This window comes from Prevotella sp. oral taxon 475 (assembly GCF_018127805.1).
Taxonomy (GTDB): Bacteria; Bacteroidota; Bacteroidia; order Bacteroidales; family Bacteroidaceae; genus Prevotella.
Window position 1 is genome coordinate 86,369 of record NZ_CP072334.1, and the last position, 12,450, is coordinate 98,818.

The window sequence follows — 12,450 nt, forward strand, 5'->3', positions numbered from 1 at the left end:
TGAATGTGTGATGATGAAATGTTAGAAGCCCAGTTTCACGCCCAGCGACAGGGTTCTGCGGGCCGAATATTGCCGGTTGTTGGCGCCTGTGAAGGTCTGGCGCGGATCCATTCCTTTACGACCGCTGAAGACATAGAGGTTGTCGGCGGCGAAGTAGACGCGCAATTGCTCGATGCCTGCTGAGCTCAGCCACTGCCGGGGCAGGGTGTAGCCCAACGTGATGTTGTCGATCGAGAAGAAGTTCGACGTGATCAGGAAGCGCGAAGAACGAGCACTGGCATAGTCGTCGGTGAGGTTGAAGCGCGGAACATCGGTCGATGGATTGGCCAAAGTCCAGGATTTAAGTAGGTCTTTGTGAACTCCCTGTCCGCCTTTGAAGTCGGAACCGCTGCTCATAAAGAACTCATAGCCCGTGTCTAACAGCTTTCCGCCTAACTGATAACTGGTTTGCAGCGATAAATCAATGCCCTTCCAGTTCACCGTCGAACTGAAACCGCCGTACACCTTGGGCAGAATGTTGCCCGTTTCCTTACGGTTATATTTGAAAGCGTTCTGCCAATTGTCGGTCAACTCTTCTATAATGTTGCCGTTGGCATCGGTTTGTGCCACCTCGTTTCCGTTTGCATCGGTCGTGGTTTTGGCTCCTTTGTAGAGAGCTTTACCTGTCGCGGCGTCTACACCGGCATATTCTACGAGGTAGAAGTTGTAGATAGCTCCACCCTCGCGATACATTCTGTTGGCCGTAATGTAACGTCCGTTGTCGTAATCGGCTGAAAGCGACTGAATGCGGTTGCCCATCCAGGTGGCATTCAGCGACACATTCCAGTTCACGTCCTTACGTTTGATGATCTCGTAATTGGCTTCCAGTTCAATGCCATAGTTCTGAACGGTTCCCATATTGACGGGATAGGCACTGTAACCGTTAGACAAAGCCACCTTTTTAAAGTCGAGAAGATTGCTCGTTGCTCGGTAATAGAAGTCCAAAGAACCTGAGAGCCGGCCTTTCCAAAGCGAATAATCCGCTCCGAAGTCAAAGGCATTGGTCTTCTCCCACTTGAGATTGGGATTTCCTTTGTATCTCAACATCGCGTCGGAGAACACCCCATTCGATCCCGTCACTTTGTATTGGTCTTCGTAAGCATAGAAAGTGTAGTTGGCAAAGTCTTGATCTACGTCGCTGAGGCTTTGCAAATGGTTGTCATTACCCGTCTGTCCGAACGAGGCGCGCACCTTTAGCAAGTCCAATGCGTCGACATTGCTAAGCCAACTCTCCTTTTTCAGGTTCCAACCCAAGCCGATATTGGCGAAGTTTCCCCATCTATTGTCTTTCGAAAAGGCCGAAGTGCCATCCCGACGATAGCCTAAGCTCAGGAAGAAACGCTCTTCGAAGTTGTAATTACCGCTAAAGAAGATACCTGCCGTGCGGTATTCGTGTATCTGTCCGTCGCCGCTTCGTTGGTCGATGGTATTTCCTACGGTGTAGTCGTTGAGCTTATAGAGGTTCTGTCCTTGAGCCGAGATGGCCTCGAACTTGTAGAGATAGCCTTCAAAACCGGCCACAGCACTAACGTTATGCTTGCCGAAGCTGTTGGCATAGTTGAGCAGATACTGATGAGTAAAGGCCGACTCGCGGTTGAGTTCGCCCGAGTTGTCGCCGCCGTTTGCGGCTGATTGTCCGTAAAGCGGGTTGCGTGAGAGGTGATAAACCATATTATCGGTGTTCACACCCAGGCGTGCCGTGGCCGTAAAGCCATGGGTCAGGTCGAAGCGAGCAAACCAGTTGCCCTCGAAGATGTCGTGAAGGAACTCGCGTTTGTCGTAAACCAGCGAACCGATAGGGTTGGCAATCGACATATGGTTACGTGTGAACGCCGTACTGCTACCGTCTCCGTAGTCGTAGATCTTCTTTCCTGTCGTGGTGTTATACAGGATGTTGCCATCCGTACCGCGCACATACATCGGATAAACAGGGGCCAGGGTGTAGGCTATATTGAAGACATTGGCCGAGCTACTGGTATTGTTGCCGTCCTGATTTCCCGGTTTGGCACTGTTGATATGGATGAAAGCGATGTTCGAACCTATTGTGAGCCAGGGTCGAGCCTTGTATTCTAAGTTGCTACGAGCCGAAAGACGCTCGAAGCCCGAGCCTTTAATGATACCCTGGTCGTTGAGATAGCCGAAGGAGGTGTAATAGTTGAATGCGTCGGAGGCGCCCGAAACGTTAACGTTATACTCCTGTCGGAGTGTGGTTTTGAACGATTCTTTTTCCCAATCGTCCACTGTGAAGAAGTTCTTTCCGTCGCTATAGCCCAGTGTAGCCTTACTGTTGAGCGTGCCATCTTCGTTCACGAGACTTTCACCGCGGGGCAAAGTCCAGATGCGATAACCTGTTGCGCGTTGCAAAATGCGGCTGTTGGCCAGCGAATGGGCCTGAGCTGCGGTGCGACCGCTTCCCAAATACGTGTTGTAATAGCCTTTGTAGAGCAGTTCGTAATAGGTTTTTGGGTCTTTGATGACGTCGTAGTTGGGCAATTCTCTCGACGTAGCTCCCCATTTGGCATCGACATTGATCTTGGCCCGGCCCAATTGTCCGCGTTTGGTGGTAATCATCACCACGCCATTAGCACCGCGCGAACCATAGAGAGAGGTAGAAACGGCATCTTTGAGGGTAGTGATTTTCTCGATGTCCGAGGGGTTGATCGACGAGAGTTCGCCGTCAAAGGGAACGCCGTCTACCACATACAGCGGTTTCATACTGCCGTTAATCGAGCTGACACCCCGCACACGGATGGTCATTTCCTGTCCCGGCTGTCCGTTGTCCTGTATCACTTGCACGCCGGCCATCGAGCCAACGAGGGCCGAAGTGATGTTAGACGTCTGCCGATTGACAATTTTATCGGCTTTGATTTCAGAGGCTGCACCCGTGTAGGCCGACTTTTTCGCAGTGCCATAGGCCACCACCACCACTTCGTCTAAGTTGCGGTTGTCGGGGTCGAGGGTCACTTTCAGCTGTCGTTCTGCCTTGACGGTCTTGGTCATCATGCCGACATACGACACTTCTAAACGAGCATTCGTATTGGGAACTTCGAGTTTGAAGCTGCCCGTAGGGTCGGTAACAGTTCCTGTCTTGGTGCCTACCACCTTCACGGAAGCTCCGATGATGGGTTCGCCGTCTTCAGAAGACGTGACGACGCCGCTGACTTGAACCTGTGCCAATGCCGCTCCCACAAACAGGAAGAGACTGGCAAGAAGCATTGTTAGTCTTTTTTTCATAAAACCTCTTTTAAAAATTACTACTTAAAAACGTTATTTCTGATTTTTGAATGTCGGTTGTTGATCGTCTGTCGACGTCTTTTCCCCGGCTCTACAACAGTTGTTTGTTGTGTTGCCTGATAGCTCCCGTCGGAGAAGGGGTGAAAAGAATAGATTCTGACACTTTGCTAACAATCCTTCGTAAAGAAGATTTCTTGTCAATCAATTAGCCTGAAAACATGAACTTTTTGCAAAAATAGGCACTTTGCATGTAAAAACAAAAGTTTTTTTAAAAAAGTTATCTTTAATCCAATAAAATGTTATAATCCTGCATATTTATGCGAGTTAGGCTCTGTTTTCACCCTTTTTTCTTCTTATTTGTTATGTGATGTGTGTCGGCCTCTTGAAGCGAAGTGTCAGAATGGGGGGTGATGAAGTAGTCAGGAGGAGAGAAATGAGTGGTAAAGAGGGGAGGAGTAGGTGAATGCATGCTCACCAACAACCCCATGGGGTTGGTCTGTTGGTGCCATTGTATGTAAGAAAGGCCTCGAGCAAACCGGGAAATGGGTTAACTGAAATGCGGTTGTTGGCGTAAAAGAATTTGAGATTGATCTTAAGGGTCGGTAAGTGTTTGAATTTCAAGATGTTACTAAGCGTATTTCAAAAGCTAAGAAAACGAGGCGCAAAAGCTAAGAAAACGCAATGCGTTTTCTTAGCTTTTGCCATCCCATCTCTTAGCTTTTGTATAGTGTGTTTTTAACTTCTGCATCAGTTGGGGACGATCCACAAGCCTAAAGGGATGTTTGTTTGGGTCTCCTTAGTTAGAGAGGTGGGAGCAGTTTGGATTTGTTCTTTCCATGATTCGTGGCTTCATTGCCCATTAAATCTGCCCAGCTTCCACTTGCAAAACCACTCGTTCAGTGAGTCGATCGACCCCTTCCGGCTCATACTCTTTCTTCAAACTGGCTCCGAAAAACCAGGCAAAGGTTTGGTAAAAACCGGCGCGTACGGGGCCAAGAAAGGCTTGGATGAGATGGTAGGACGAGGAACTGCATTCGCGGTAGACCAGTTTGATGAGCAGTTTTCCCTGTGCGTAGGTGAGTTTCTTCATCCTTGGGGTGTATTCTCGTTTGATGTCGGCCTCCACTTTCTTCATATGCGCCTCTCGTGCTTTCTTGTTGGGCAGGGTTTGAAGATACTCGTAGGTCTCAATAATCATCCGATTGCACTCTTTGGCAATGGGCAACACCTTCTTGACGTTATAAACCAGGCGATTGTAAGCGGCCCGCTGGCGTTCGTCTTTCAGTTCGAGAGGCGGATAAACATACACGTTGTTGAGTTCGACATAAGGAATGCTGTCGCCATTTTGCAACACTTTGCTCACCCGCACCATCGGTACGAAGGTGGGATTGTTCATGTCTACCTCCCGATCTTCGGGGTTCACAGGTTGTGGGTCGGGGCTTTGAGCCGGCAATATACAGGTCCAGCACAGGGCCAGGAGCAGGAGTAACAGTTGGCGTTTCATCTTTTTTCCTCTTTGATGCTTGTCTTTTCGGCGAAGATTCCGCTTTCGGACGCTCGCTTCACAACAGATAATGTGCTGCAAAAATAGCCATTATTTTTTGTTGGAAAGGGCGTTGCGATATTAATTTGTAACTTTGCAGCACGATGAATGCAGAAAGAAAAACGATTGTTGGCTTTGATGCCAAACGCATTGTTCGCAACGGAACGGGGCTTGGAGCTTATGGTCGGACGCTGGTCAATGCGTTGTCGGCCTTGGGAGACGACCTTCGGTTGCTGCTCTACGCACCCGACGAAGGCCGAAAAGAACTCACCAGTCAGCTCACAACAGCTCGTAACGTGCAGTGGGTTTACCCCGTGCGGGCCCGAAACGCACTGACCAAGGCTTGGTGGCGCAGCAAAGGCATCGTGGAAGACTTGAAAAGAGACGGCGTCTGCCTCTTCCACGGCCTCTCGGGCGAACTTCCACAGGGCATCCGCAAGGCGGGCATACCGGCCATTGTCACCATACACGACCTGATCTTTATGCGTCATCCCGAGTATTATCATTGGTGGGACGCGTGGATCTATACCCGTAAGTTTCGCCAAACGCTGAAGGAGGCGCAGCGTATCATCGCTATCAGCGAGTGTACCAAGCGCGATATTGTGGAGCTGGGACGTTTTCCGGCCGAACGAATCGAAGTGATTTATCAAAGCTGCGGCACGAGATTCGCCGGTCGTCAGGCGGAGAAGCATCTGCACGAGGTGGCCCGGCGGTGGCAACTTCCTGCGCGTTTCGTGCTCAACGTGGGTACCATCGAGGCGCGGAAAAACATCCTCTTGGCCGTCAAGGCTCTGCCGTTACTACCCGAGGATGTGCATTTGGTGGTGGTAGGACGGTGCACCGGCTATGGAGAAAAGGTGAAAAGGCAGGCCCAGCGGTTGGGGGTGGCTCCTCGGTTGCACTTCCTTCATGGCGTGTGCAACGAAGATCTGCCCGCCGTCTATCAGTTGGCCGAGGCCTTTGTTTATCCCTCTCGCTACGAAGGATTCGGTTTGCCCATCATCGAAGCCATACAAAGCGGTCTGCCGGTGGTGGCCTGCACGGGTTCGTGTCTGGAGGAAGCGGGCGGTCCGCACTGTCTATACGTGGCCCCGGACGACGTGGAAGGGATGGCTCACGCCCTGCATCAATCGCTGAAAGGTGCCCCCGGAAGAGACGAACGCATCGAGAAAAGCCGAGCTTATGTGCGGAAGTTTGAAAATAAAGATGTGGCCAGCCAAGTGAAAAATCTGTATCGACAGATGGGAAGATGACGAACGCTGTGTGAACAGGTCGGGAAGTGGGAAGAAACAGCTGTCTGTATCTTTATCCTTTCCTTGTAAACGCTTCGGATCCGAAAAGATGAATAAATCGAAATCTTGTCTATCTCGATTATAATCACTACCTTTGCCTGCGTGAAAGCAAGAATATCGACTTGTTTTAATAATGATAAGTTGCAGAAAAGTCCCATCTTTTCTGCAACTTCTCGTGCAAATTATTTGGCTGTCTCAAATAATTTGCTAACACACACACACACACACACACACACACACACACACACACACACATTCGAGCGACATATAGATGTTTGCGTGTATGCGTGCGTAAGTTACAAACTTATACTTAGAAAAATAATCAGCATAGAAATTCTACGGAATTCCTATGCTGATTTGTGTGTTATTCAATAGATTTCTTTTAGAATTAAACTCAATAGGAAAATGAACAGAAGAGTAAATTTAAGAAGAGTTGAAGAACTTCTTCAACAGGTAAACGACAAAATGTTATATACCGTGCCTATGTGTAAAGTGATAAAGATAGAGAGCGAAGGATTGATCTGCTCATCTGTAACGGGTTCTGAAACAGGTAACCGACAACAGCAATGGGAGGAAGAAGAAATCGAAGAAGGAGGTGAAGACGAACTGTAAACCTAAAAGGTAGATTTCAATGAAAGGATAATAAAAAATGAATATGAAGACCTTTAATAAGAAAATGAGAAGAAATAAATTAACAATAACTGTCGGCTTGCTATTTTGGGGCTGGTTGGCAGTATCCTGCAGCAACGATACAGACCAAGAGATTCAAAACAATCAGGTGATAAATGCTGGTAACGTCAGCTTCTCGTTGAGAGAAGAAACTTTCGAGTCGGCAGTGGAAATAGACACGCGTGCCATCTCTACTATTCGAGATACGGTAGACATCGGAAACGGACTGGAAGCCGAAGTAAGTGTCGAGGCAGACTCTTCGGTTGCTCTTCCACGGGCAACAACACGTGCCACCGAACCTCTGCAAGAGGGCACTTATCACATCTATGCTTTCCAAAGCGGAGCACTAAAAGGCTCACTGACATGTACTATGGCTGGTGGAAAGCTTTCTTCGACAGGCAAGATGTATCTTCCTCATGGGACATATGACTTTATTTGTGTGAACGAACAAGTGACCTATCATGCTGCCACTGCTTCTTTCAGCGTGAAACGCGGTGATGCTTTAGTGGCTGTTTTACAAGGAAAGAGCATTAACCAAGATCCGAAACAACAGGTGGATTTTGAGTTGAAACACCTCACTGCGCGGGCAAAGATCAAGTTGGAAACCTATTGGCCCATCAAAAATATCAAGGCAACAACTCAACTGTTGGCTACTGCTACACAACAACGGGCAGTAGCAACCTTTACAGCAGCTAATCCAACGTCTATTACTTACACCACAGGTGAGGTGAAAGATACCTACGCTTTGGCAGATGCCACTGAGGAAGCAGCGAACTATACTTATGCTGCTCTGAGTAAGAACTGGCAGTATTACTTTCCCGAAACCGATGCCACGAAGTTCCAAATGGTAATGACCAGTGGGGATAAGCTCTATCGTCGCGATGTTGCCGGTGCGAAGATAGCACTGAAAGGCTTATCGTCTATGCTTCCTAACAAGTCGTATATTATTAAGGCACGATTGCTATATAAATTCCAATATCTCTTCTCTGATGGCACAACTGGTACATTGGCATGGGGAAATATTCAAGGAAAGAAAGCCGTTGCAGCAATGGTCAGTACTGACAAAGCTATTGCATTGACCGACGCAGGGTCAGCAAATGGCTATTGGTGGAGCACAGATCCAACGCAACAACAGACCCCGCACATGTATCAAGGCTTCACTGCTTGGTATAATAATTATGATGGTTACAACCTCACCTGGACTGCATCGACTACCCTTCCCACTCACCTTGTCAAAGCAAACGATCCGGTTAACTTCCCTGCTTTTTACCAAGCCGGGCATTACCAGCCCTTGCATACATTGACAGCTCCTGCTGGAAAACTTAGCGAATGGTATCTACCGACAATTGGCGAATGGAAAGTTGCCTTCATTGCATTGGGTAATTATGATGCAACCAAACTGACCAATTGGGGCGGAAGCACCTCTATTCATTGGGATACACCCCTTGTAAAGACCGTATTTGTTCAAGCCGGAGGCACTTCTCCTCTATGGTATAAAAATGGAGGGACAGCAGGTTGGTATTGGTCGAGCTCAGAATACTCTGTAACAAGTGCTCTACACGTCATTTTTTATCCACAAAATCAGTATGGTGCGTGGTGGGCAGGTAATCCTAAAAAAACACTTATGCGTGTTCGCCCATTCATCATCAAGAAGTCTTAAAAGAAGATTTCTACACCCATTCTTTGCTCATTCATTTCTAAGAAGCATTTAAAAATGGGTACATACTGCTCAAAAAGTACCTTTTGAGCTTTCTCCCCTGTCGGTTGATTCTCAAAACATCAGTTTTCAGGTCTTCTGATAGGGGAGATTGTTTTTTCTTCCTTAACTTTCTTCTCTTTGGTTAATGGTTCAAAGCAACAAGATTTTTATTAAATTAAATCGATAAAATCAAGTTTGTTCACGCAGTTTCGTTGTAAGAGAATGTATCCTTTTAAAAAGGAAAGGCCCTGCAATCTTGCCAAGAAAGAATAGATTATTCAAGATCCTAAGTCCGAGATTCGAAACTTATAATCTTTTAAAGTTATCAATTTAAAACGATTATTGTCAAATATAATTCGTATCTTTGCCGTGCAACGGGTGGTGTCGAGCCTGCGTTGCACCGACTCCCCATGGAAGAGCTGTTGTCTTTTGGCTTTTGAAACCTGTTCTATGACCGAGCCTTGGGTATGAAAATTCTTTGAAAGAGCACCTTGAAAAAATGTTGCTCTGTCTCTTGTTGGGCGTGAAAACGCCTACTTCGGAAAACAAAATAAACGACCATTGAAAAGAACGAAGTATGAATCCAACCAACAACCTATTGCAATTTGAAGTGTGCGCCAATAGCGTGGAGAGCTGTTTGGCTGCCCAAGAAGGCGGTGCCAACCGAGTGGAGCTCTGCGCCAGCATACCCGAAGGAGGGACAACACCCTCGTATGGCGAGATCATGGCTGCCCGAGAGGTGCTCAACCGCACCCGATTGCATGTGATCATACGGCCGAGAGGGGGCGATTTCACCTACTCGGACTTAGAAATGAAACGCATGCTGGCCGACATCGACCTGTGTAGGCGAGCGGGTGTGGATGGAGTGGTGTTCGGATGTCTTACCGCAGGGGGCGAAATAGACATGGAGAAAAATGCGATCCTGAAGCATCAGGCGGGCGATATGTCTGTCACCTTTCATCGGGCGTTCGACCGTTGCAGCAAACCTTACGAGGCTTTGGAATGCTTAGTGGAACTGGGCGTGGACCGTGTGCTCACCTCTGGACAGCAGCGCACGGCCGAAAAGGGTATTCGTTTGCTGTACGAACTACAAAAAAGAGCCGGAAACCGTCTCTCCGTGATGGCCGGATGTGGCGTGAACGAACGCAACATTTTCAAGATTTATGTGGAAACCAATATTCAGGAGTTCCATTTCTCGGCCCGCGAAAGTATACCCTCGCCTTGTAGTTACATGGACAAGGGAGTGTTGATGGGTACAAGAGAATATGATGAAAAATATATCGAGGTGACTACTGCCCGAAGAGTGATGCACACGATTGCGGCTCTGGCTTAACAAGGAAGTAAAGAAGATGAAGAGAAGATTTGCGATTTTGCTGATGGGTATGTGTCTTTGCTGTCTGCAAATGGTAGCATCGGAACACTTCATTTCCGATGTTCGCTATCGTGTAGTGGTGGAGAAGGCTTTTCATCAGAAGATGAATCTTGTAGGCAAGGGCTTCTTCTGCCTTGAGGGTTTACGGCCTACTGTGGAGGAGAAAGAGGCTCTCGAGTTTTTATATGCCTATATGCCGGTGGCTGATGTTACGGATTATCCCACTTCTTTCTTTCTCGACAACGTGCGCACGACGTTAAAGGTGCGCCGCACCATGCCGTGGGGAGGAAGCGTTCCCGAGCTTCTCTTCCGCCATTTTGTGCTGCCCATACGGGTGAACAACGAAAATCTGGATAGTGCCCGCATGGTGTTGTATGGCGAACTGCGGGAGAGGGTGAGCGGATTGAGCATGAAAGAGGCGATATTGGAGGTGAACCACTGGTGCCATGAGCATGTGACGTATCAGCCATCCAATGCCCGCACGCTCTCGCCGCTGGCTTGTATGAAGACGGCCATTGGACGTTGCGGCGAGGAAAGTACTTTTGCTGTGGCGGCATTGCGGGCCGTGGGAATCCCGGCCAGACAGGTTTACACGCCACGTTGGGCGCATACTGACGACAATCATGCCTGGGTAGAGGCGTGGGCAGACGGAGAGTGGCACTTCATCGGGGCTTGTGAGCCGGAACCTGTGCTCGACTTGGGATGGTTTAATCAGCCTGCTTCGCGTGCCTTACTGATGCACACGAAGGCGTTTGGCGACTATCGGGGCGACGAGGAGGTGATGCTGCGCACATCGAACTATACCGAAATCAACCTCATCGGCAACTATGCGCCTACTGCTCGCATCGACTTCCAGGTGGTGAGTGCCGCAGGAGAACCGGTGGAAGGGGCGCAGGTGGAATTCAAAATCTATAATTACGCGGAGTTTTATACGGCGGTCAATAAATACACTGATCAGCACGGACGCACGTTTCTCACAGCGGGTAGGGGTGATATGGTGGTATGGGCATCGAAGAACGGGGCCTACGGATGGGTTAAGGCTTCGTTCGGAAAGGATAAGGAGCTGACCATCCGGCTGACCAGAAACGAAAAGATGGAGGCGGAACAACGCGTGGGAGCGTTGGATTCGCTGGACATCGTTCCGCCCGCATCTTGTACCCAGATGCCCCAAGTGCCGGAGGAGATGGCCGAGAAAAACAGGAAGCGATTGGCCGAGGAGGACCGTATCAGGAAGAGTTATGAGGCTACGTTCTATCAAGGTGGTGCTAATCATGGTTTGGAGAACTATCTGCGGCGTGCAAGAGGTAATTGGCGAACTATCGAACGCTTTATCAATCGACATCCGGATCGGCCGCTGCGGGTAGAAAAACTTCTGTCTACCCTCTGCGATAAAGATCTGCACGACATCTCGCTGTCTATTCTCGAAGATCATTTCCTGGCCGAAAGCGACCAGTTAGATCCTCGGGTGGAAGACGAGATGCTGGTGCTACCCTACAAACGGGCCTTCGAGCGAGCTTTTCCCGACAGTGTTTCGCAAGGCTTCCGCCAAGATCCGGCACGGCTTGTGGCATGGACGCGGAGGCATATCCGCCTGAATCCTGACACGAAGGCTCTGCGAATTGCACAGACTCCGATAGGGGTGTGGCGGTCGAGACTGACGGATAGTCGGTCGCGCGACATCTTTTTCGTGAGTATGGCCCGAAGTCTGGGCATTGAAGCGCGTAAAGATGCCGTGACGTCGAAGGTGCAATATCGGGAAAAAGGTGTTTGGAGGGACGTGAATTTCGAAACCGAGGAACAGAAAACGGCGGCTACAGGGCGGTTGAAACTGATGTATGCTGCTGCTAAGGGGCTGCCCGACGATCCTAAATATTACAGTCATTTCACCCTCAGCAAAATAGAAAACGGGCGGGCTCGGCTGCTTAATTTTGAGGAAGGAAGTGCCGATGGAGGCGAGGGAACTACCTGGAGCAATACTTTTCGAGAGGGAACGGTGCTGGATGAGGGCACTTATCTGTTGGTGTCGGGCACCCGACTGGCCAGTGGTGGGGTGCTTGCGGCCTATCAGTTTTTCAATATTCGGGCGGGCGAAACGACGGAATTGCCACTCGTGATGCGTCATTCGGAGAGCGAAATCAGCGTTATCGGTAGTTTCGACAGTGAGTCGAAGTTTGTGAAAGATGGGCAGGAGGTAAGTCTTCTCTCGCAGACGGGTCGCGGCTATTTCGTTGTGGCTCTGCTGGGGATGGGTGAAGAACCCTCCAATCATGCGCTGCGCGACTTGGCAAAGGCTAAGGCGACACTCGATAACTGGCAGCGACCGTTTGTATTTCTCTTTGCCAACGAACGCGAGTTAGAGCGGTTCCGCTCCGAGAATTTCGGCACTCTGCCCTCCCGTCTCATCCTGGGTATCGATCCGGATGGGCGCATCCGTCGATCGGTGGCTGCGGCATTAAAGCTCGACAGTCCCACGCTCTCGCCTATTTTCCTCATCGCTGATACTTTTAATCGGGTGGTCTTCATCTCGCAGGGCTACACCATCGGACTGGGAGAGCAACTCGAAAAGGTGGCGGCCAGACTCTAAGCGGTTCGCCTCGGGTTT

7 protein-coding genes are annotated in these 12,450 nt (G+C 49.3%); 5 read left to right on the forward strand and 2 right to left on the reverse strand.

Translation table 11 applies throughout. The annotated features are described in order from the left end of the window. Window positions 1–21: 21 nt before the first annotated feature. Together J5A66_RS00320 and J5A66_RS00325 are read right to left on the reverse strand one after the other, a co-directional pair. Window positions 22–3,273 (reverse strand): SusC/RagA family TonB-linked outer membrane protein, encoded by a 3,252-nt coding sequence (locus J5A66_RS00320; RefSeq protein ID WP_211790522.1) that lies wholly within the window; start codon window positions 3,271–3,273, stop codon window positions 22–24. Between the two features lie 859 nt (window positions 3,274–4,132). After that, window positions 4,133–4,777 (reverse strand): DUF4294 domain-containing protein, encoded by a 645-nt coding sequence (locus J5A66_RS00325; RefSeq protein ID WP_211790523.1) that lies wholly within the window; start codon window positions 4,775–4,777, stop codon window positions 4,133–4,135. A gap of 143 nt (window positions 4,778–4,920) precedes the next feature. Here J5A66_RS00325 and J5A66_RS00330 point away from each other — a divergent pair, with 143 nt between their 5' ends. The 5 genes from J5A66_RS00330 (at window position 4,921) to J5A66_RS00350 (ending at window position 12,432) form a co-directional block, all read left to right on the forward strand. After that, window positions 4,921–6,069, forward strand: a complete 1,149-nt coding sequence (locus J5A66_RS00330; protein ID WP_211790524.1) for a glycosyltransferase family 1 protein — start codon at window positions 4,921–4,923, stop codon at window positions 6,067–6,069. A 444-nt stretch (window positions 6,070–6,513) separates the two neighbouring features. Then, window positions 6,514–6,720, forward strand: coding sequence for a hypothetical protein (locus J5A66_RS00335; RefSeq protein ID WP_211790525.1), 207 nt, complete (start codon window positions 6,514–6,516; stop codon window positions 6,718–6,720). A 37-nt stretch (window positions 6,721–6,757) separates the two neighbouring features. After that, the gene (locus tag J5A66_RS00340; RefSeq protein WP_211790526.1) at window positions 6,758–8,437 is read left to right on the forward strand and encodes a hypothetical protein; all 1,680 of its coding nucleotides are present in this window, start codon (window positions 6,758–6,760) and stop codon (window positions 8,435–8,437) included. 616 nt (window positions 8,438–9,053) lie between these two features. After that, on the forward strand, window positions 9,054–9,809 hold the full coding sequence (locus J5A66_RS00345; protein WP_211790527.1) for a copper homeostasis protein CutC: 756 nt from the start codon (window positions 9,054–9,056) through the stop codon (window positions 9,807–9,809). Window positions 9,810–9,825: 16 nt separating this feature from the next. Beyond that, window positions 9,826–12,432 (forward strand): transglutaminase family protein, encoded by a 2,607-nt coding sequence (locus tag J5A66_RS00350; protein ID WP_211790528.1) that lies wholly within the window; start codon window positions 9,826–9,828, stop codon window positions 12,430–12,432. Window positions 12,433–12,450: the final 18 nt, after the last annotated feature.

Excerpts from the sequence above, each read along its gene's own strand:
- J5A66_RS00320 (WP_211790522.1), bottom strand. The coding sequence starts at position 3,273 with ATGAAAAAAAGACTAACAATGCTTCTTGCCAGTCTCTTCCTGTTTGTG.
- J5A66_RS00325 (WP_211790523.1), bottom strand. The coding sequence starts at position 4,777 with ATGAAACGCCAACTGTTACTCCTGCTCCTGGCCCTGTGCTGGACCTGT.
- J5A66_RS00330 (WP_211790524.1), top strand. The coding sequence starts at position 4,921 with ATGAATGCAGAAAGAAAAACGATTGTTGGCTTTGATGCCAAACGCATT.
- J5A66_RS00335 (WP_211790525.1), top strand. The coding sequence starts at position 6,514 with ATGAACAGAAGAGTAAATTTAAGAAGAGTTGAAGAACTTCTTCAACAG.
- J5A66_RS00340 (WP_211790526.1), top strand. The coding sequence starts at position 6,758 with ATGAATATGAAGACCTTTAATAAGAAAATGAGAAGAAATAAATTAACA.
- J5A66_RS00345 (WP_211790527.1), top strand. The coding sequence starts at position 9,054 with ATGAATCCAACCAACAACCTATTGCAATTTGAAGTGTGCGCCAATAGC.
- J5A66_RS00350 (WP_211790528.1), top strand. The coding sequence starts at position 9,826 with ATGAAGAGAAGATTTGCGATTTTGCTGATGGGTATGTGTCTTTGCTGT.